We start from the raw sequence: 19,058 nt of genomic DNA, 5'->3' as shown, positions 1-19,058 counted from the left end.
TCAGCCTACGGGCTTGTTCAGCGTGATCCACAGCGCCCGGCTGGCGGCCAGCAACTCGCCGTCGGCGGTGTGTAGGGCCGCCGCGGTGTCGTATTTGCGGCCCTCGTGGCCCAGCGCCCAGCCCATCACCACGCACCGTTCACCCTGCCGCGGCAGCCGGCGCAGCTCGGCGGTGAACCGTCCCAGCAGCATCAGCGCCGGCCACTCGGCGAAACAGCCGTAGCCGAACAGGGACGGGCAGTCGATGCTCGCCCAGACCACCTCGGGACGGGCCGCGCCGTCGGCGCAGACGGTGGCGTCCGGCACCCAGGGCGCTGCCGCGACCCGACGTCCGGGAACCGGGCCGGGGAAGATCTGCAGCCCGTCCGGACGGTCGGTGCCGCAGACGAAGCACTGCGGATAGGGATGATCGACCAGCCACGGGCAGTCCCGGGCCGCCTGCCCGGCCTCGCCGAAGCCGACCGGCTCGGGGATGTCCAGGTCCAAGGCGGCCGGACGGGCCTCGGCGACCAGGGCGTCCGCGGCGCCGACCCGGACGCCGGCGGCGTCCACGACGGCCGGCAGTGGGACGTCCAACGGCGGCGGACGCCACAGCGTCACCTCGGCGGGACCCAGCGGCAACCCGAGCGCGGCCGCCACCGCGCCGGCGCTGTAGCCGCCGTTGCCGGAATCGGCGGGGCCGCGGAAGCGGTGCGGGACGACGACGTTCACGACGTCTCGAGCAGGTGCAGCAGGCCGCGGGCGTAACTGCGCTCGGCGTCGATGTCGAGGTGCCGGGTGCCGTCGGTCAGGGTCACCGCGAAGCCGCCCGGAACCGCCTCCAGGGTCTGGAAACGCTCACCCAGCTCGTCGCGCAACTGGTCTTCGCGGGGCAGCCAGAGCACCCGGGTGTGGTCGATCGAGTCCAGCGCCCACTCGGTGGTGCCGTTGAACTTGAAGATCATCGATTCGCCCGGCACTTCGTCGGCCTCGATCACCATCTCGGCGATCACGAAGACCTCGTCGGCCAGCTCGCCGCCGGGAATGGTGAACCGGTCGCCGCTGGCCGGGCGCCAGCTCAGCCCGGCGGACTTCAGGCGTCCGGCGAGGTCGGTGTCGATCATGCCGGTCAGAATAGTGCGACGACCGAACCGGGGACCCGGCTCAGGCGTCCGGGTTGCAGGTCACCCCGGTGGCATGGATCGGGCAGTACCCGCGGGGGTTCGCCTCCAGGTACTGCTGGTGGTAGTCCTCGGCGTAGTAGAAGGCGTCGGCCGGTTCGATCTCGGTGGTGAGCGGGCCGTACCCGGCGTCCGCGAACGCCCTGGTGAAGGCGTCCCGGGCGGTGAGCGCGCGTTGCTGCTGGTCGTCGTCCAGGGTCAGGATCACCGACCGGTACTGGGTGCCGCGGTCGTTGCCCTGCCGGAAGCCCTGGGTGGGGTCGTGGTTCTCGAAGAAGATCCGCAGCAGGTCGGAGTAGCTGAGCTTGGCTGGGTTGTAGACCACGCGCACCACCTCGGCGTGGCCGGTGCGTCCGGAGCAGACCTCTTCGTAGGTCGGGTTCGGGGTAAACCCGCCGGCGTAGCCGGCGGCCGTGTTGACCACGCCGCGGGTGTTCCAGAACAGCTTCTCGACGCCCCAGAAACAACCCAGGCCGAGGATCGCCACCTCGGCGCCCTCGGGAACCCGGTCGACCGGATGACCGAACACCCGATGGAAGAACGGGTGTCGCAGCACCGGAGTTTCGCGTCCGGGCAGGGCGATGCGGGGATCGACCATGGTCGGTTTGGTGAACAGCATGCTTGGCCTCCTGCGAGATGCAACCGCCGGACGTGTCCGAGCATTCCAGCAGACAGCGGATCGAGGCTTCGGGAACCGCCGATCAGTGCGACGGATCGCTGGTTGAGCTTGAAACCTGCTGCCGGAGGGGTCTCGACAAGCTCGACCAGCGACAATCGGCGCTCCAGGTTCCGGTCAGCGGTTCCAGCCGGCCAGCGCGGCGCCGACCTTGTCGAACACCGGTCGCGGCGAGGTCCCGGTGTATCGGCCCAGCATCGAGAAGGTGTACAGCTGCCCGGTGGTGTCGCTGACGTAGCCGCTGAGCGCGGTCACCCCGCTGAGGGTGCCGGTCTTGGCGCGCAGGTTGTTCTGCGCCGGCGTCCCGCGCATCCGCGAGCTGAGCGTGCCGCCGATGGCCGGATCGGCGTTCCCGGCCAGCGGCAGGGCGTCGTGGAAGATGCCGAACCAGGTGCGGGTACGGGCGTACTGCAGCACCCGGACCAGCACCTGGGCGGTGAGCTTGTTGCGGTGCGCCAGGCCGGAGCCGTCCACGATCTGCACCGTGCTGGGCACGCTCTGGGTGGACTTCAGCCAGCTCAGCACCCGGGCGGATCCGGCTTTCCAGGTGCCGGCCTTGTCGCCGCTGCGTCCGAGGGTCTTGATCAGGTGCTCGGTCATGCCGTTGTTGGAGGGCTTCATCAGCGTCCGGACGATCGTGCTGAGCGGCACCGAGGTGTCGGACGCCAGACTGACCCGCGCCGTCGGCAGGCTTCCGGTGGTCGCCGATCCGTCGACGACGATGCCGCTCGCCCGCAGCACGTTGCGGAAGACATGCGCGACGTAGCGGGCCGGGTTGCTGATCGTCACGGTCGCGGCGACGGTCGATCGCTTCAGCGCCACCCGGCCGGACACGGTGACGGTGTTGGTTCCGTTGCTGCGCCGGACGCCGACGCTCGCGCCGCTGCCGGCCTTCGTCGTGGTGGTCTTGTTGACCAGCTTCAGGTAGCCGGCCGCGGTGGCCGGAACGACGCCGAGGACGGCCTTCTTGCCGGTCTTCGATCCGGGCTTGTAGGTGACCTGGATGGTGCCGACCTTGAACGCCGAGGACGGCGAGAGGGTCAGCCCGGAGATCTGCGCGGCGTAGGAGGAGTTGTAGTCGTTGGGGTTCCAATAGTCGTTGTACTTGTCGTTGTCGAAATAGCCGCCGTCGCCGATCACGGCGCCGCTGACCCGCCGGACGCCGGCCGCCTTCAGCTGCGCGGCCAGCGACTTCAGATCGGACTCCAGCAGCGTCGGGTCGCCGTTGCCGCGCAGGTAGAGGCTGCTCACGGTGCCGTCCGCGGAGGGGGTGGCCGGGGCGTAGACCCGGGTGTCGAAGCGGTACTCGGGACCGAGCAGGTCCAGGGAGGCGGCGGAGGTGAGCAGCTTCATGTTCGAGGCCGGGCTGATCGCCGTCGCGGCCGATCTGCTGTACAGCTCGTCGCCCGAGGCGGAGTCGGCGACCAGGACGCCGACGGTCGCCTTGGTGACCGCGGAGGTCTTCAGGACGGCGTCCAGCTTGCCGGCCAGGTCGGGATCGGTCACCGCCGCCGGCGCCGCCGGACGGGCGTCCGCCGGCGTCGGAACGACGAGCAGCCCCAGGCTGCACAGGGTGACCAGGGAAAAGAGCATGCTGCGGCGCGGTGTGGCCATCATCGGGGGTGTCTCCAAGGGGGGTGGGGGTGCGCCCACGATGACACAACGACGCGGCGGCTCGCCAGACGTCCGACAGTCGGGAGGACGCGGTCCGGAACCAAGCGGGGACGAACCAAGCGGGGGCGAACCAAGCCGGGACGGTTCCTTTCCGGTTCAAGGAGCCGTCCCCTGAACCGGAAAGGAACCGTCGCTCAGTTCAGGGCGGGGAGTTCCCAGTCGATCGGGTCGGCGCCCTGCTGGGCCAGTGCGGCGTTGGTGCGGCTGAACGGACGCGAGCCGAAGAACCCCGAGCGGGCCGACAACGGCGACGGGTGTGCCGAGGCGATCACCGGGACGTCGCCGAGCATCGGCTGGAGATTCTGCGCGTCCCGACCCCAGAGGATGGCGACCAGCGGTCCGCCGCGGGCCACCAACGCCTGGATGGCGCACTGGGTGACCTCCTCCCAGCCCTTGCCGCGATGCGATCCGGGGGAGCCGGGGCGGACGGTGAGCACCCTGTTGAGCAGCAGCACGCCTTGCTCGAACCAGGCCGACAGGTCGCCGTGCGCGGCCGGCGCGATGCCCAGGTCGCTGGACAGCTCGGTGTAGATGTTGACCAGCGAGCGGGGCAGCGGGCGGACGTCCGGGGCGACCGAGAAGGACAACCCGACGGCGTGGCCGGGGGTGGGGTAGGGGTCCTGCCCGACGATCAGCACCCGGACTCCGGCCAGCGGACGGCCGAACGCCCGCAGCACGTTGGTGCCGGCGGGGAAATAGCCGCGTCCCTCGGCGAGCTCGGCGCGCAGGAAGTCGCCCATCGCGGCGATCCGTCCGGCGACCGGCTGCAGGGCCTGTGCCCAATCCGGCGCGACCAACTCACTCAACGGTTTCGGGTTCACTGTTCCTCCTGTCCAGCCGGGCCGGGATCATCGCCGCGGCCACCGTGCCCGCCACCAGAATGGCGGTACCGGAGCCGAACGCGGCCCACATCCCCCAATGATCGGCCAGGATGCCGGCGGCCAGCGGCCCCAGGATGGCGCCGATGTCGCCGACCATCGAGTAGATCGCGATGGGTTGGCTGCCGGCGTCCTTGGCGGCATCGCCCAACGCCGCGGTGGGGGCGGTGCCCAGGGCTGCCGACCCGACCCCGTAGATGCACAGCAGCACGATCAGCACCTGCAGGTTGGGTGCAAACGGGGTGGCGATGGTGGCCACCGCTGCCAGCACGCCACCGGTGACCATCACCGGGCGGCGTCCGATGGTGTCGGTGGCGCGTCCGGCCGCGGGCAGGGCGGCGGTCTGGGCGACGGCGGCGATCGCGAACGCGATGCCCGCCCAGGACGGTTCGGCGTGCAGCGCGCCGACCACCAGGATCGGCACCAGCGCCGAGCGGACGCCGAAGCTCTGCCAACCCTGGCCGAAGCTCATCAGACAGGCGGCCCGGAAGCGGCTGTCGGCGACCACCTGGCGCAGCGACCGGGTCGGCGCCACCGCGGCCGCCTCGGCCATGCCGGGCGGGTCGTGCAACTGGGTGAAGGCGATGGTGCCGGCGATCACCAGGGTTCCGGCATAGAAGAAGAACGGCGCGGACAGCGAGATGCCGGCCAACAGCCCGCCGATCGCGGGCCCGGTCATGCCGCCGAGCAGGAAGCCGCCCTGGTAGAGGCCGCTGGCCCGGCCGCGCAGTTCGGGGCCGACGCTGGCCAGCAGCAGGGCGGTGGCCGAGATGGTGAACATGGCCGAGCCGAGGCCGCCGACGGCACGCCACAGCAACAGCTCTGCGTAGCCGCCCGAGATGCCGCAGAGTGCGGACGACGCCCCGACGATCCACATCCCGATGCCGATCGTGCGGCGATGGCCGATCCGGTCCGAGATCCGCCGGCAGAACGGGCTGATCGCCAGCCGCATCCCGGCGAATGCCGACACCACGAGCCCGATCAGGAAGTTCGAGACGCCGAACGACGAGGCGAAGATCGGCAGCACCGGGCTCATCACCCCGAACCCGACCGCCACGAAGAAGGCTGAGACCGCCAGCATCACCACCGTGCGCGGCAGCGGTGTCCGCAGCGTCCACTTCACTCGGGTCAACCTATAGCCCCACGGTCGCGGGGGTGATCGCGGACGGTTCGTGGTCGGATCCTGGGCGACCGCGTCATCCCGGACGTGCCCGGGGAACGCTTCTGGCGCGGATGCCGCGAGCCGTCGGTGAGATTCGCGGGCATCGGGCCGGACGTCTCCGCGCCGATCTCGCCACCGGTGTCTGCTGGCCGGATCGATGACTGGTTTCATGAAATAACACGAAAGTCGTCACCGAAGGTGAAAGCAGGTGCCGATGGCGAGATCGACGGGGCAGGCGAGCGCACCGTCCGGAGGAAGGCGGAGCGACACCCGAGATGCCTGGGAGGCTCCGGGCTGCCGGGCGGCAACGGTGGGAGCGGCGAGGTGTGACGCGGGGATCCGGCGGCTTGTGGTCGGTCAGTTGACCGGGACGGCCACACCCGCGCTCATGGCGTTCTCCTTGAGTAGCACTGTGGCCACCGAGTCGTCGGTGGCGATGTCGAACACCACGTTGCCGGTCAGCTTCTGACCCTTCTTGATGTAGTCGGCTTTCAGCGCTCCGGCGTACATCATCGCGCCAACGTCCGGGGTCACCTCTCCGTCGATCTGTGCGGTGGTGATCGTGATGTCTCCAAGGAACATGCCAATGTTCTTGAGGGCGGTTGCAGAGACGTTCACCTTGCAGAACTGCCCGTCCGGATCGAGTGGGCTGTAGTTCCCGTCCTTCATCGGGTCCGTGGTGCATTTCACGGAGTTGACGACGAACTCCACATCACCATCGACAACCGGTGTGCCGATCTTTGGCGTCGTATTCGTCTTGGCCGACGCTGGCGCCGTCTCCGCAGGGGCCGTAGAGGCTGTCCCCACCGGTTGCGTTGCCTCGGGGGCGGGGCCGGAGCAGGCGCCAAGGCCGAGAGCCAGTGTGAGCGTGGCGGCGAGTGTCACCGCGGTCTTTGAGGGCGTAGTGATCATGAGCTTCTCCTGGGGTCAATCCATCTGTGATGGATAGCCATAACGTATCGCATCTCTTGAGCCGTTGTGGTTGACGGGTGACTCCATTCGTCCGCGAGCCTGACTTCGACGCACTGCGATTGCATCTCGCTCGTCTGCGTCATGCTCGCGGGTGGTCCTACGACGAGTTGGCCGCACGATCCGGTGTTGGCCGCGCGACGATCGTCAGTCTTGAGTCCGGCCGTCCTCGCCGGAACCCCGGCAAGCCGGCGTCGGAGGGAACGCTGCGCACGTGGTTTCGGATTGCTGAAGCATTCGAGATCGAGTTCGGCGAACTCGTCCGGCCGCTTTACGGAGCTCATCCCGACGACGCCCCTTGAGTAGCCATTCACGGCGCCTGACTACGGCATCACCAGCCGGGCCGCGGATCGTGCCGCAGTAGGGTGGTCGGCAACCCCAGGAAAGGACCTGAGCGTGGCTTTCAGTCTGTTCCGCCGCTCCCGGCGCCGCCCCGCCCTGCCGGCCCGAATCTCCGAACCTCCGGTCGTGCTCGTCGAGTCGCCGGCCGCCCCTGCCGAGGAGGAGGCCATTCCGCAAGGCGTCCGGACGGCCGCCGGCTGGGCCTGGCGGGCGCTCGTGCTGGCCGCCCTGGTCTGGGGTATCGGGTGGCTGCTCGCCGAATTCTCCGAGGTGAGTGTGCCGCTGGCCATCGCCTTCCTGCTGGCCGCCCTGCTCAGTCCGCTGGCGCAGCGGCTGAAGCGGTGGAACTGGCCGCCGCTGCTGGCTGCCGCCGGAGGCCTGCTGGTGATGGTCCTGGTGGTCGTCGCGATCATCTGGGGAATCGGCGCCACCGCGGCCCGCCAGGCCCCGGCGCTGGTCGACCAGACGGTGGCCGGCTTCCACACCTTCATGCAGTGGCTGGCCGGTGAACCCTGGTACATCGACCAGGCCCAGATCGATCAGTGGATGGGGTCGCTGACCACCTGGATCAGCGATTCCCGGGCGGTGCTCGCCGGCTATGCGGCCCGGGTGGGCGCCTCGGTCGGGCACTTCTTCGCCGGAGTCGCCATCGCGATGATCGCCACCTTCTTCTTCCTGGCCGACGGCGACCACATGTGGAAGGGATTCGTCGGCATCCTGCCGCCGCGCTACCGCGAGTCCACCGACGCCGCCGCCCATCGCGGCTGGGCGTCCCTGGTCAGCTACATGCGCGCCCAGGTGATCGTCTCGGCTGTGGACGCCGCCGGCGTCACGATCATCGCCGCGATCCTCGGCGTCCCGATGGCGCTGGCGTTGTTCGCGCTCACCTTCATCGTCTGCTTCGTGCCCGTGGTCGGCGCCGTGATCGCCGGCACCGTGGCCACCTCACTGGCGCTGATCACCCACGGCTGGGGGGCGGCGCTGATCATGCTGGGTGGCACGATCGCGGTGATGTGGCTGGAGTCGCACCTGCTGCAGCCGTTGCTGCTGGGCCGGGCCGCGTCGCTGCATCCGCTCGCGGTGCTGATCGGCATCGCGGTGGGCGCCACGATCGGCGGGATCGTCGGCGCACTGGTGGTGATTCCCGTGATGGCCTTCGGTGTCGCCTTCGTCCGGCACCTGCGAGGGCTACCGATCGGCGAGCACGAGGAGAACAAGGGTAAACACTGACCGACTTGCTCTTTCTATTCTGAAAAGAGCGGTTTACATTTGCTGCATGGCAACTGAACCTGATCTCACCGAGATCCTTGAGGAGCTGGCCGCTGGACGGATCGACGCGTCCGAAGCCGCCCGCCGCATCGACGTCCTGAAGGCGTCCACCCCGCCGACCGCCGAGCCCTCGGACGCCGAGGTCGCCGATGAGATCGCCGCCGATGCCCCGCAGCATTCGGCCGGCGTGTTCAGCCAGCCGCCGTTCGTCGATCAGGAGGCGCCGCCCAGCGCGCGCCGAGCCACCGGCGCCAAGGGCGTCGACCGGGTCAGCGTCCGCGCCGTCGCTCGCCGGGTTCGGATCGTCGCCGACGGCAGCGTCGCCACCGCGTCCGTCGACGGCCCGCACGTGTTGCGGCGCAGCGGCTCGGTGCTCGAGGTGACCAGCGACGGCGATCAGGGCCCCAGCCTGGACGGCTTCATCCTGCGGCCGCCGCGCAGCTTCGACGACCTGCGGGCGCTGGGCCTCGGCAAGGAGCTGCTGGTCCGGGTCAACCCCACCATCGCCGTGGACGCCGAGGTGACCGCCGGCATGCTGACCACCGAAGGGGTCCCGTTCCTGGGCAAGGTCCGGATCACCGCCGGCGGTGCCACGCTCGACCGGGTCGCGGAGGCCAACGATGTCCTGGTGCAGGCCGGATCGGCCAGCATCCGCGGCGATCTGGCGTCTGGACGGTCGCGGATCCGTTGCGAGTCGGGATCGCTCGACATCGAACTGGGCGACCGGTCGAACGTCACCGTGCGCACCGACGTCCAGCTCGGCAAGGTCAGCTGGGCCGGCACCGACAACGACAATGTGGACGAGGTGGTGCTCGGCAACGGCGCCGCCCGGCTCGATGTCGGCGTGGTGATGGGCTGGGCCACGATCAAGGCCGACCTGCGGTGAGCGGGCTGCGTCCGCCGACCGACTGCCCGGTGTGCGGCGATGAGCTGGTCACCAGCCGGCTCGGCTGTCCCGGCTGCGGCACCGAACTGTCCGGCCATTTCGCCCGCTGCGCGTTCTGCGCTCTGGACGCCAAGGAGCTGGAATTGCTCACCGTCTTCCTCAGCTCCCGAGGCAACCTGCGCGAGGTCGAGAAGCACCTCGGGGTGTCCTACCCGACCGCGCGATCCCGGTTCACCGACCTGCTGGTCAAGCTCGGCCTGGCCGGCGAACCGGACGCCGCGGCGTCCGAGAGTGCGCAGAGTGCGGCGACCCCGTCCGGAACCCGCGAGCAGGTGCTCGCCCAAGTGGCGGCCGGAACCCTGGCCCCGGACAAGGCCGCGGCGCTACTCGCCCGGCTGCCCTGAGAACCGTCCCCGAGTCGTCGATTTTCAACCGTCGAGAACCGTCCCCGACCGTTGAGAACCGTCCCCGGGGTGCGAAACCCAACCCTCGGGGACGGTTCTCGACGGTGCGATTTTCGACCGTTGGGGACGGTTCTCGGACGCCGGAGTCAACTCGGCGACGCTACTTCTGAGTCTCCGCGTAGCGGCTCAGCGGTGGCAGGCTCATCCGGGCTCTTGGGTCGGGGGCGGTGGTGCGGAGCAGTTCGACCAGATCGGACGAACCCTTGCCCCAGGCGCGATCGCGGACGGTGGACACTGTTCCGCGGGTCTTCCCGGCGTAGATCTCGCCGTTGCCCAGCGGGATTTCCTCGCCCTTGCCAATCACCTGGTCCTGGAACGGGAGTTGGTTCTGCAGACCCAGCGGAATCCACATGTCCATCAGTGCGTCCCCGTCCCCCTTGGGGATGAACGTCACCGGGATCAGGTAGTTCCGGCCGACCTCGACCCACGGCACACCGCTCATCCGAAGTGGCCGCTCGCCCTCCCGATCGAATGTCCAGCCGAGTTCGGGCCAGGTCAGCGTCTTCGGCGCTGCCGTCGAGGTTCCCGGACGTGACCACGGCACGTCCGTCACGGTCATGGTGAGCTCTCGGGCGATGCTGCCCTCGCCAGCCTCGCGCTCGTCCTCGGAGATCGGCAGCCGTCGCTCGGACTCCACCGTGACGGTCACCAGATGATCCGCATAGGTCGCCCAGTCGATCGGGGTTGCCGAGGGCAGGACCTCCTGGCCGATGCCCGCCGTGCTTGGTGGGGCCGGCTCCGGTGACCGTGACGGACGCGGGGAAACGCAGGCGGTGAGCGTCGCCAGGGCGCAGGCAAGGATCACCAGCTTCCGGATGACCCGCCCGTCCATCACCGGCTCCCTTCGAAGCGGCGGCGCCGTGAACCGTCCCCGGTTCGATCAGGCCTTGTAGGGACGCACTTCGAGGATGGTGACCTCGATCGGCTTGCCGTTGGGGGCCGAGTAGCTGACCGTCTCGCCGACCTTCTTGCCGATGATCGCGGCACCCAGCGGCGACTGCGGCGAGAACACCTCGATGTCGGTGGAGTCGTCCAGCGCCATCAGCTCCCGCGAACCGAGCAGGAAGGTGTCGGTGTCGTCCGGATCGTCGTCGTAGGCGATGGTCACCTGGCAGCCGGGGGACACCTGGTCGATGTCGCCGGCGGGCGCCTCTCCGACCTGGGCGTGCCGCAGCATCGATTCCAGTTGCCGGATTCGCAATTCCTGCTGGCCCTGCTCGTCGCGGGCGGCGTGATAGCCCGCGTTCTCGCTCAGATCCCCCTCGTCGCGGGCCCGGGCGATCTTCGCGGTCACCGCGGCGCGCCCCGGACCCTTGAGGTGTTCGAGTTCCGCGCTGGCGGCGTCGAACGCCTCCTGGGTCAGCCAGATCGTGTCAACCTGCTCGTCAGCCATCGAGCGAGCCTACCAACTTCCCGGGAAGGCTTCAGGCCGGCCCGCAGCTGTCCACCGAGATGGCCGTGCCGCGCTTGAAGGTACGCAGGCTGACGTCCACCTTGGTGACCTGCTCGGTGCCCGGCGGCACCTCGACCCAGCGTTCCCCGACCCGGTCGTAGCTGACCGCCTGGACGATCAGGAAGCACTTGGCGGCCACCTGCGGATCCGGACGGTCGACGGCCAGCGTGGCACGCATCTCGTTGTCGGAGACCACGGCGAAGGTGTCGATCCGTCCGGTGACCGGGGGGTTCGCACGGTGCGACGCCACCCACACCACGTAGCCGATCAGGGCGATCACCACCACGCCGAGCACGGCGACGATGGCGGGGGAGAGTCGCTTGGGCGGGTAGCGCCGGCGGATCCGTTCGCGGTCGGCTGCGGTGATGGTCACCGGCCCATTCTGCCCGTCCGCCGAGTGGATCGTGCCGCGTCCGGGACGCGCCGCTGGGCACAATGGCGCCCATGTCCAGCACCAGTTCGATCCGTGTGGACGGGTTCGGCGAGCCGTTGCGGCTGCTGCACGTCCACGCCCACCCGGACGACGAGTCGTCCAAGGGAGCGGCCACCACCGCGAAATACGTGGCCCAAGGCGTGCAGGTGCTGGTCGCCACCTGTACCGGCGGCGAGCGGGGTTCGATCCTCAACCCGAAGATGGACACGCCGGAGAACTGGGCCCGGATCTCCACACTGCGCACCGAGGAGATGGCCCGGGCGAAGACCATCCTGGGCATCGAGCAGACCTGGCTCGGCTACGTCGACTCCGGCCTGCCCGAAGGCGATCCGCTGCCGCCGCTTCCCGAGGGCTGCTTCGGCCTGCAGGATCCCGAGGTTGCGGCCGGTGCCCTGGTCAAGGTGATCCGCGAGTTCCGTCCGCACGTGCTGACCACCTACGACGAGAGCGGCGGCTACCCGCATCCCGACCACATCATGTGCCACAAGATCTCGATGGCGGCGGTCGACGCGGCTGCCGACCCGGACGCCTGGCCCGAGCACGGCGCGCCCTGGCAGGTGCTCAAGGTCTACTACCACATGGGCTTCCACCGGGCCCGGTTCGCGAAGCTGGACGAGTTGATGCACGCCCACGGCCTGGAGAGTCCGTACGCGGAGTGGCTGAAGAACTGGGAGCGCGACGAGGTGGAGGACCGGCTGACCACCTTCGTGCCGTGCGCGGAGTACTTCCCGCTGCGCGACCATGCGCTGCGCGCGCATGCCAGCCAGATCGACCCCGACGGGCCCTGGTTCGCCGTGCCGCTGGCCATTCAGCAGGCCGGCTGGCCCACCGAGGACTACCAGCTCGCCAAGTCGATGGTTCCGGTGACCTTGCCCGAGGACGACCTCTTCGCGGGCATCGACACCCGAAATCCGATTACGCTCGACACATGGTCCTACTCGATCTAGCGGACGCCAGCTGGTTCCCCCTGCTGATGGTGGTCTTCATCGGCGGGGTGATGTACCTGCTGTACCGCAGCATGCGGCATGAGATCGGCAAGATCCGGGTGCCCCGGCGGGACGCCGAGTCACCGGAGAGTCCCGCCGAGCAGTAAGCCTCGGACGGCGGTCCTTCATGGGCCGAGCAGGGCGGCGGGAACCACGGCGATGCCGTCCTGGCGACGGTAAGCCTCGGTGCCGGTGGTGACGAGCACCGAATCCAGGAGCTGGTCTCCGATGCGTTCTTTCAGCCACCGGAGGTGCTTGGTGTCGCCGGTGCTCACCGTTGCCGAGAGTTTCACTTCGACAGCGACGACGCCCCCGTCCGGCCCAATGACGATGAAGTCGATCTCGCGTTCGCCGCGCTGGGTCCGTAGATGGCGTACGTCGGCTTCGGCGGCTTGCGCGTAGACGCGCAGATTCAACGCGACCAGGCTCTCGAACAGTGCGCCGAGGAACGTGCCGTCGCGAGGGACGGCCAGCTCGGGCTGTTCGCCGCCAAGCAATTTTCGCGGCGTCGCCTGGAGAAGTCGGGCCGCTAACGCCGGGTCGACGAGGTGGTGCTTGTCGGACGACGCGAGTTCCTTGAGCTTGTTGTCCGACGGAAGCCAGGCCCGCACCGGGTCCAGAATCCAGAGCCGGGTCAGGATGTCCCGCCAGGGCAGCGTCGTGGTCAGGGACGGCTTGTTGCCCACGCCGGGCGTGGCAGCGTCGCGAATGGTCTCGAAGCTGGCAGTTGTGGCTGTTGCGGCCGCGTAGGCTCGCATCCACGACCGCAGGCTGTCGGGTCGCCGCAGAGTCATCCCCTGCTCCGGGAAGTCGCGGTCGACAACGCGGTCCAGGTAGCCGTCGAGGGCTGTTCGGAGCTGCCGGTCCGTCAGCCCGCGCATGCCGGGGAAGCCGCCCGCAAGGATCTCGATGACGTAGTCGTTCAAGGTGGCTGGCGTGCTGCCGGAGATGTCCGGTCGTGATCCCGTGAGCAGCTTGGCAAGGCTCACCGATGCGGTGAATCCTCGCTCTGCCAGTGACATTGGGCGCATGCGGATGGGGACGATTCGCCCGGCGCCGGAATGGGTGTCGACGCCGGTCGGCGAGGCGGAGCCGGTGAGCAGGAAGCGCCCCGGGGACGGGTTCGCGTCGACCGCTCGCCGGATCACGTCCCAACTCGGCGGCCACTTCTGCCATTCGTCCACGAGGATCGGCAGTGCACCCTGCGTCAGGCGGTTCGGGTCCGCCTCGATGATCTGGCGCTGACCGATGTCGTCGAGCTGGTAGACGGTGGCGGCCCGAGTGAGCGCTGTAGCGGTCTTGCCGACCGCCTTGGGGCCCTCGATGCTGATGGCGGCAAGCCCCGGCATGAGCGCGTCGAGATCGTCGTCGACGGTGCGACGCCGATACCCGATCGGCGCTGGTCTCGATTCCACCATGTCGCCAACGCTACAGTTTCGGGCGTTGCAACACTACAATTTCGGGAGAGGTTACGATAGAAAATCGGCTGTTCTGCCCTGCTTGACTACGAAGCGCCGTAACCCGCGCTCGATCGTCTGACGTTACGCCGACACTTTGGAGCGGGTCCGCAAGCTGTGGAGATGTCGCGCGAGACTGACGGGGTCGACAGTGCGACCGGCCAGGAGTGGCTCGGTGACCTGCGACCGCTCGTCGTCATCGAGGGGTTCGAGCGTGATCCTCATCCCGAGTGCGGCGGCCACCTCGGCCAGCGTGCCGAGCGTGGGGTTGGACTTCTCAGAAGCGAAGAGTCGGCGGATGGTCGCAGGCTCGACCTGGATCGCGCGAGCGAGCTCCGCCTTGGACAGGCCGGCCGCCTCGCGAGCATCGTCGAGCGCGTTGACAACCTCGTCGATGGTGGCGATGCGCATGGACTCGACCACGAACTCCCGCAGGAACTCGGGGTCTTCAAGGTCGTGCGCGAGGTCATCCCAGAAGGCGCTGGTATCGGTCATGGGGGGACTCCTCTCATGAAGAGCGTAACATAAATGTTACGCTTCGGAGGGGTTGGGGCCTGCAGCATCGCTCGGTGCAGGACGCTGGCCTTGCCGATCTCCAGTCTGTCGAGGGGATCGATGCCGTGGTCGATGTCGGCGCCCGCTGGGGTGTCCTTCTCGGTGTCGAGGGCCGCCTCGGTCTGGGCCAGCAGGGTGCTTTGGGTGAGCCGGCGTCCCTACTGCTCCTAGATGAGTAAGTCCTGGGGCGGTGTGGCGTCTGGGGGTGTGGGTGAGGGTGTCGCAGAGTCGGTGTTGCGAACCAACCAAGCTCTGGAGGCTTTGATGGACACCGATCTGGACACCCTCGCGACAGCACTCTACGTGAGCGCTGATGATCTGTTGAAGGCGCATCCCGAGCAGGTACCGGCCCGGCCGGTGACCGGGTTCGTGGAGCGGATCAGCGATGCTGAACTGATCGTGTTGGCTGTGATGCAGGCGTTCCTCGGCTACGTCTCGGAGGCTCGTTGGTTGCGCTACGCCCATCGGCACCTGAGTGGCATGTTTCCGTATCTGCCCCGCCAGTCCGGGTATAACAAGCGGTTACGGAAGCTGAACGGCACCATGGCGTGGCTTGCTGCGGAGCTGGCCCGACAGTTGCCGGTGGTCACTGATGATGTGTGGGTGGTGGACTCCACCCCGGTGGAGTGTGGCCGGTCCCGGGAGACCGCGAAACGCTCTGACTTGGCCGGATGGGCCGAGTACGGGTATTGCGCTTCTCATTCCCGCTACTTCTGGGGCCTCCGGCTGCATCTGGTGTGCACCCTGCACGGCCTGCCCCTGGCCTGGGCGTTGACCGGTGCGAAAGCCGACGAACGCGACGTCCTGGAACACCTGCTCGACGCGACCGCCGCGTTGCAGGACCGGCCCCAGCGGCGGCGTCAGATCATCATCGCCGACAAGGGCTACCTGGGCCGCGAGTTCGAGACCGGGCTGGATCGGGCAGGGATCGATCTGCTCCGCCCGGCCCGCAAGGGCGAGAAGCCCCGACGCGGGCAACGGTTCTTCAAACCACTACGCCAGGTCATCGAGTCGGTCAACGACACGTTGAAGGGCCAACTCGACCTCGAAGCACACGGCGGCCGCACCCCGGCCGGCGTCGCCGCACGGGTTGCGCAACGCATCCTCGCCCTGACCACCGCCATCTGGCACAACCACCACACAAACTCCCTAGCCAGAAGAACACTGACCGCCTACGACCACTAACACCCCCAGGAATTGATCATCTAGGCTGTGAACTCGGGGTCCGGTCTGCCCGTCTCCCGAGAGCTGCTTCGCGTGTCACCGGAAGTGATGCGCTCGACCGATCAGGAGTCCGCAGGAATGGCCAACCGTCTCGTCAACGCCACGAGTCCCTACCTGCAGCAGCACGCGAACAACCCGATCGACTGGTGGCCGTGGGGCGAGGACGCCTTCGACGAGGCGCGGCGTCGCGACGTCCCGATCTTGCTCAGCGTGGGATACGCGGCCTGTCACTGGTGCCACGTGATGGCTCATGAGTCCTTCGAGGACGCCGAGGTCGCCGCCCTGGTGAACGCCGGGTTCGTCGCGATCAAGGTGGACCGCGAGGAGCGTCCGGACGTCGACGCCGTCTACATGAAGGCCACCCAGGCGCTGACCGGGCAGGGCGGCTGGCCGATGACCGTCTTCCTCACCCCGGACGGCAAGCCGTTCTTCGCCGGCACCTACTATCCGCCCGAGCCGGCCGCCGGCATGCCGTCCTTCACCCAGCTGGTCACCGCGCTGGCGGACGCCTGGACGTCCCGCCGCGACGAGGTGCTGAGCAGCGCGGACGCCATCGTGGCGCACGTCTCCGGCGAGTTCGGGGCGCTGCCGGCGCCGGCGGCGGTGGACATCCCGGCGGTGCTGCAGAAGGTGTCCGACGACTTCGACCCGGTGCACGGCGGCTTCGGACGCGCCCCGAAGTTCCCGGCGCCCGGCCTGATCGACGCCCTGCTGGTCACCGGCGAGCCGGCCTCGCTGGACATCGCCCAGCGCAGCCTGGAGGCGATGCTGCGCGGCGGCATCCACGACCAGGTCGGCGGCGGCTTCCACCGCTACAGCGTCGACGCCGGCTGGGTGGTGCCGCACTTCGAGAAGATGCTCTACGACAACGCGCTGCTGCTTGGCAGCTACACCCGCGCCTGGTGCCGCACCGCCGACCACGACCGCGGGCTGCGGCTGCTGTTCGAGCGGACGGTGCGCGGCATTGTCGCCTTCCTGGCCGACGACCTGCAACTCGACGGTGGCGGCTTCGCGGCCAGCCTGGACGCCGACTCGTGCGACATCCGCGGCATGGTGCACGAGGGCATCTACTACGTCTGGTCGCCCGAATTGCTCACCGACGCCCTCGGCGAGGCGGACGCCGACTGGGCCTGCGAGGTGTTTCACGTCACCCAACGCGGCACCTTCGAGCACGGCCTCTCCACCCTGCAGCTGCGCGGCACGCCCGACTGGCAGCGGCTGGACACGGTGCTGAGTCGGTTGCGCGAGGTGCGGTCCGGACGGTTCGTGCCGGCCCGCGACGACAAGCTGGTCGCCGCCTGGAACGGCTTCGCGATCGATTCGGTGGTCACCGCGGCGCTGGTCTTCGGCGAGCCCGACTGGTTGGAACTGGCCGAGCGGGCCGCCACGGCGTCCTGGAGCCTCGTGGTGGACGGCGAACTGCGCCGCACCAGCCTGGACGGGGTGCCCGGTGACGCCCCCGGCATGGCCGAGGACCATGGTGCCCTGGCGCTCGGCTACGCCCGGCTGGCCGGTGCCCTGGGCGAGTCGGTGTGGCTGGAGCGTGCCGTCACCCTGCTGGAGGCGGCCCTGGAACGGTTCGGTGCCGAGGACGGCGGCTTCCACGACGCCCCCGCCGGCAGCACCGGGCCGCAGCCGTTCGCCCGCGCCCGGGAAACCTCCGACAACCCCACCCCGTCAGGGACGGCCTGCCTGGTGGCGGCGCTGCGCCTGGCCGGGCTGCTGGCCGACCGTCCGGAGCTGATCGCATGGGCGGACGCCGCGGCCGAGACGCTGCGCGGCGTGGTCGAATCGGCGCCCCGATTCGCCGGCTGGGCGCTCGCCGACCTGCTGATCGCCGATCAGGCAGCCAGCCGGCTGGCGCCCGCGGTGGCGGTCATCGTCACCCCGGAGCCGACCCGGCTGGCCGACCTCACCCGGGCCGCGGCCCGAATGGCGCCGGCCGGGACCGCGCTGGTCGCCGGGCAGGCCGGGACGTCCGGCTTCGCCCACCACTTCGACGACCGGACGGCCCGCGACGGCGAGACCGGGTATGTCTGTCGCGGTACGGTCTGCTTCGCCCCGGCGTCCACGGTGAAGGAACTGCGAAAGGCGCTCTGGCAACGGGTGTGATCCCGTCCGCACCCCTCCCATCGCTCGCCTAACTATTTGGGGCTCGCTGAATTCAGCGAGCCCCAAATAGTTAGGCGAGCGGTAGCAGGGGTGGTGGTCCGAAGACCTGGTTCGCGGTGCTGCCGGTCATCCCTGGGGGTGACCGGAGTGTCGCCCCCGGGATGGAAGAATGTCCTTCCCGAGCCCACAATCCGTTGCGGCTCGAAGGCAAGTGAAAGGCCCCCCACTCTCATGCGCAGACTTACTCATGTCCTGGTGGCCGGCGGCGCGGTCGCGGCCCTGGCTCTGGCCGGTTGCGCGGCACCCGATCCCAAGCAGGCCGTGGACCAGGCGGTCGAAGCGTTCGGTTCCCAGCAGGCGGCGACCATGACCGTCAAGCTGGACACCACCACGGACGATCTGGCCAAGATCAGCAAGGCCGCCGGACAGGACGCGTCCAACCCCACTCAGTCGGCGCAGGCCGCCGCGGTGCTGAAGCTGATCCCGCAACTCAGCTTCACGATGGCCAGCCGGGCCCAGCAGGGCTCGCTGAAGCAGGCCGACAACTCCGACAAGATCGACTTCTCCGCCCGGATCGCGGTCGGCGACAAGCCCATCGAGTTGGTCAAGGTGAACAACAAGGGCTATGTCCGCGCCGACGTGGACGGGCTGGGCCAGCAGAGCGGCCTGTTCACCGGCACCCAGGTCCGGATGATGCTGAGCAGCTTCGCCGGTGAGATGCCGTGGCTCAACGAGCTGGTCGACGGCAAGTGGCTGCAGATCGACGAGGCCAGCATGAAGCAGTTCATCGAGAACCTCGCCAAGCAGACCGCCAGTGCCTCGCCGCAGGCCGTGGAGCCGTCCAGGTACCTCGCGGTGCTGACCACGAACTCCACCGTCGCTCGGGTCAACGACACCACCTACACGGTGGTGACCGACGCGAAGGGGCTGATCAAGGGCCTCGCCGACATCGATCCCAACGACGAACTGACCACCGAGAAGGCCGATCAGGCGATCGCCGAGCTGCAGGACGGCGCCAATCTGGACACCACGCTGACCATCGAGTCCGGCAAGCTGACCAAGGTCTCGGTCGACCTGGCCGACATCATCCGGACCTGGTTCAAGCCGGCGGAGGGGTCGAAGGGCGACATGCTGCGGCGGCTGCAGGCCGAGCAGTTCACGCTCAAGGGCGTGGCCGAACTCAGCGACAAGGCCGAGATCACCGAACCCGCCGGCGCCACCACCATTCCGGCCAAGGATCTGGAGCGGCTGTTGGGCGGTGCCGCCGGGCCGCGCTGACCTGGTCCCCCTCTCACCGCTCGCCTAACTATTTGGGGCTCGCCGAATTCGGCGAGCCCCAAATAGTTAGGCGAGCGGTG

21 protein-coding genes are annotated in these 19,058 nt (G+C 68.9%); 9 read left to right on the top strand and 12 right to left on the bottom strand.

Annotated elements, in window-relative coordinates; genetic code table 11:
• The 7 genes from QM582_RS01300 to QM582_RS01270 form a co-directional block, all read right to left on the bottom strand.
• Positions 1-711 (bottom strand): hypothetical protein, encoded by a 711-nt coding sequence (locus tag QM582_RS01300; RefSeq protein WP_415081046.1) that lies wholly within the window; start codon positions 709-711, stop codon positions 1-3.
• Complete coding sequence (locus QM582_RS01295) at positions 708-1,103, bottom strand: pilus assembly protein CpaE (RefSeq protein ID WP_415081044.1); 396 nt, start codon at positions 1,101-1,103, stop codon at positions 708-710. The genes QM582_RS01300 and QM582_RS01295 overlap by 4 nt, the downstream gene beginning before the upstream one ends.
• A gap of 40 nt (positions 1,104-1,143) precedes the next feature.
• A complete protein-coding gene (gene msrA / locus QM582_RS01290) occupies positions 1,144-1,779 on the bottom strand; it encodes a peptide-methionine (S)-S-oxide reductase MsrA (RefSeq protein WP_415081042.1) in 636 nt (211 codons plus the stop codon).
• Positions 1,780-1,953: 174 nt separating this feature from the next.
• Positions 1,954-3,450, bottom strand: coding sequence for a D-alanyl-D-alanine carboxypeptidase/D-alanyl-D-alanine-endopeptidase (gene dacB, locus QM582_RS01285; RefSeq protein WP_415081040.1), 1,497 nt, complete (start codon positions 3,448-3,450; stop codon positions 1,954-1,956).
• Between the two features lie 194 nt (positions 3,451-3,644).
• Positions 3,645-4,331 carry a uracil-DNA glycosylase gene (locus QM582_RS01280; protein ID WP_415081038.1) on the bottom strand — a complete coding sequence of 229 codons (687 nt, stop codon included), beginning with the start codon at positions 4,329-4,331 and terminating at the stop codon, positions 3,645-3,647.
• Complete coding sequence (locus tag QM582_RS01275; RefSeq protein ID WP_415081036.1) at positions 4,309-5,511, bottom strand: MFS transporter; 1,203 nt, start codon at positions 5,509-5,511, stop codon at positions 4,309-4,311. The genes QM582_RS01280 and QM582_RS01275 overlap by 23 nt, the downstream gene beginning before the upstream one ends.
• Positions 5,512-5,907: 396 nt before the next feature.
• On the bottom strand, positions 5,908-6,462 hold the full coding sequence (locus QM582_RS01270) for a DUF4352 domain-containing protein (protein ID WP_415081034.1): 555 nt from the start codon (positions 6,460-6,462) through the stop codon (positions 5,908-5,910).
• A gap of 77 nt (positions 6,463-6,539) precedes the next feature.
• Between QM582_RS01270 and QM582_RS01265 the strand changes: the two genes are divergently transcribed.
• From QM582_RS01265 to QM582_RS01250, 4 genes are all read left to right on the top strand, one after another.
• Complete coding sequence (locus QM582_RS01265) at positions 6,540-6,821, top strand: helix-turn-helix transcriptional regulator (protein ID WP_415081032.1); 282 nt, start codon at positions 6,540-6,542, stop codon at positions 6,819-6,821.
• Between the two features lie 94 nt (positions 6,822-6,915).
• Positions 6,916-8,091 (top strand): AI-2E family transporter, encoded by a 1,176-nt coding sequence (locus QM582_RS01260; RefSeq protein ID WP_415081030.1) that lies wholly within the window; start codon positions 6,916-6,918, stop codon positions 8,089-8,091.
• A 46-nt stretch (positions 8,092-8,137) separates the two neighbouring features.
• On the top strand, positions 8,138-9,016 hold the full coding sequence (locus tag QM582_RS01255; protein WP_415081028.1) for a hypothetical protein: 879 nt from the start codon (positions 8,138-8,140) through the stop codon (positions 9,014-9,016).
• A complete protein-coding gene (locus QM582_RS01250; RefSeq protein WP_415081026.1) occupies positions 9,013-9,420 on the top strand; it encodes a DUF2089 domain-containing protein in 408 nt (135 codons plus the stop codon). Before QM582_RS01255 ends, QM582_RS01250 begins: the two co-directional genes overlap by 4 nt.
• Before the next feature lie 160 nt (positions 9,421-9,580).
• Here QM582_RS01250 and QM582_RS01245 read toward each other — a convergent pair whose 3' ends face one another.
• From QM582_RS01245 to QM582_RS01235, 3 genes are read right to left on the bottom strand one after another with little or no spacing between them, the layout of a single operon-like run.
• Positions 9,581-10,312: a hypothetical protein gene (locus QM582_RS01245; protein ID WP_415081025.1), complete on the bottom strand. Its 732-nt coding sequence runs from the start codon at positions 10,310-10,312 to the stop codon at positions 9,581-9,583.
• 48 nt (positions 10,313-10,360) lie between these two features.
• Positions 10,361-10,873: a transcription elongation factor GreA gene (gene greA, locus QM582_RS01240; protein ID WP_415081023.1), complete on the bottom strand. Its 513-nt coding sequence runs from the start codon at positions 10,871-10,873 to the stop codon at positions 10,361-10,363.
• 31 nt (positions 10,874-10,904) lie between these two features.
• Positions 10,905-11,306, bottom strand: coding sequence for a DUF4307 domain-containing protein (locus tag QM582_RS01235; protein ID WP_415081021.1), 402 nt, complete (start codon positions 11,304-11,306; stop codon positions 10,905-10,907).
• 62 nt (positions 11,307-11,368) lie between these two features.
• Here QM582_RS01235 and mca point away from each other — a divergent pair, with 62 nt between their 5' ends.
• Both mca and QM582_RS01225 read left to right on the top strand, forming a co-directional pair.
• A complete protein-coding gene (gene mca / locus QM582_RS01230) occupies positions 11,369-12,313 on the top strand; it encodes a mycothiol conjugate amidase Mca (RefSeq protein WP_415081019.1) in 945 nt (314 codons plus the stop codon).
• Positions 12,295-12,459 carry a hypothetical protein gene (locus QM582_RS01225; protein WP_415081017.1) on the top strand — a complete coding sequence of 55 codons (165 nt, stop codon included), beginning with the start codon at positions 12,295-12,297 and terminating at the stop codon, positions 12,457-12,459. Before mca ends, QM582_RS01225 begins: the two co-directional genes overlap by 19 nt.
• Before the next feature lie 18 nt (positions 12,460-12,477).
• Here the strand turns inward: QM582_RS01225 and QM582_RS01220 are convergent, their stop codons facing one another.
• Both QM582_RS01220 and QM582_RS01215 read right to left on the bottom strand, forming a co-directional pair.
• Positions 12,478-13,770, bottom strand: a complete 1,293-nt coding sequence (locus tag QM582_RS01220; RefSeq protein ID WP_415081015.1) for an ATP-binding protein — start codon at positions 13,768-13,770, stop codon at positions 12,478-12,480.
• 123 nt (positions 13,771-13,893) lie between these two features.
• A complete protein-coding gene (locus QM582_RS01215; RefSeq protein WP_415081014.1) occupies positions 13,894-14,304 on the bottom strand; it encodes a DNA-binding protein in 411 nt (136 codons plus the stop codon).
• Between the two features lie 324 nt (positions 14,305-14,628).
• On the opposite strand from QM582_RS01215, the gene QM582_RS01210 reads away from it, so the two are divergent.
• The 3 genes from QM582_RS01210 (at position 14,629) to QM582_RS01200 (ending at position 18,978) form a co-directional block, all read left to right on the top strand.
• Positions 14,629-15,549, top strand: a complete 921-nt coding sequence (locus tag QM582_RS01210; protein WP_415081013.1) for an IS982 family transposase — start codon at positions 14,629-14,631, stop codon at positions 15,547-15,549.
• Between the two features lie 117 nt (positions 15,550-15,666).
• Positions 15,667-17,700, top strand: a complete 2,034-nt coding sequence (locus QM582_RS01205) for a thioredoxin domain-containing protein (protein WP_415081011.1) — start codon at positions 15,667-15,669, stop codon at positions 17,698-17,700.
• Positions 17,701-17,931: 231 nt separating this feature from the next.
• Complete coding sequence (locus QM582_RS01200; protein WP_415081010.1) at positions 17,932-18,978, top strand: hypothetical protein; 1,047 nt, start codon at positions 17,932-17,934, stop codon at positions 18,976-18,978.
• Positions 18,979-19,058: the final 80 nt, after the last annotated feature.

Origin of the sequence: Micropruina sp. (genome assembly GCF_047607385.1) — a bacterium.
Taxonomy (GTDB): domain Bacteria; phylum Actinomycetota; class Actinomycetes; order Propionibacteriales; family Propionibacteriaceae; genus Micropruina.
Note: the sequence above shows the minus strand (reverse complement) of the source record. Positions and strands in the feature narration are given on the sequence as shown.

What these genes read in the sequence shown, in the direction of transcription:
- QM582_RS01295 (WP_415081044.1), bottom strand. Translation starts at nt 1,103, where the DNA reads ATGATCGACACCGACCTCGCCGGACGCCTGAAGTCCGCCGGGCTGAGC.
- msrA (WP_415081042.1), bottom strand. Translation starts at nt 1,779, where the DNA reads ATGCTGTTCACCAAACCGACCATGGTCGATCCCCGCATCGCCCTGCCC.
- dacB (WP_415081040.1), bottom strand. Translation starts at nt 3,450, where the DNA reads ATGGCCACACCGCGCCGCAGCATGCTCTTTTCCCTGGTCACCCTGTGC.
- QM582_RS01270 (WP_415081034.1), bottom strand. Translation starts at nt 6,462, where the DNA reads ATGATCACTACGCCCTCAAAGACCGCGGTGACACTCGCCGCCACGCTC.
- QM582_RS01255 (WP_415081028.1), top strand. Translation starts at nt 8,138, where the DNA reads ATGGCAACTGAACCTGATCTCACCGAGATCCTTGAGGAGCTGGCCGCT.
- QM582_RS01245 (WP_415081025.1), bottom strand. Translation starts at nt 10,312, where the DNA reads ATGGACGGGCGGGTCATCCGGAAGCTGGTGATCCTTGCCTGCGCCCTG.
- greA (WP_415081023.1), bottom strand. Translation starts at nt 10,873, where the DNA reads ATGGCTGACGAGCAGGTTGACACGATCTGGCTGACCCAGGAGGCGTTC.
- mca (WP_415081019.1), top strand. Translation starts at nt 11,369, where the DNA reads ATGGCGCCCATGTCCAGCACCAGTTCGATCCGTGTGGACGGGTTCGGC.
- QM582_RS01225 (WP_415081017.1), top strand. Translation starts at nt 12,295, where the DNA reads ATGGTCCTACTCGATCTAGCGGACGCCAGCTGGTTCCCCCTGCTGATG.
- QM582_RS01220 (WP_415081015.1), bottom strand. Translation starts at nt 13,770, where the DNA reads ATGGTGGAATCGAGACCAGCGCCGATCGGGTATCGGCGTCGCACCGTC.
- QM582_RS01215 (WP_415081014.1), bottom strand. Translation starts at nt 14,304, where the DNA reads ATGACCGATACCAGCGCCTTCTGGGATGACCTCGCGCACGACCTTGAA.
- QM582_RS01210 (WP_415081013.1), top strand. Translation starts at nt 14,629, where the DNA reads ATGGACACCGATCTGGACACCCTCGCGACAGCACTCTACGTGAGCGCT.
- QM582_RS01205 (WP_415081011.1), top strand. Translation starts at nt 15,667, where the DNA reads ATGGCCAACCGTCTCGTCAACGCCACGAGTCCCTACCTGCAGCAGCAC.
- QM582_RS01200 (WP_415081010.1), top strand. Translation starts at nt 17,932, where the DNA reads ATGCGCAGACTTACTCATGTCCTGGTGGCCGGCGGCGCGGTCGCGGCC.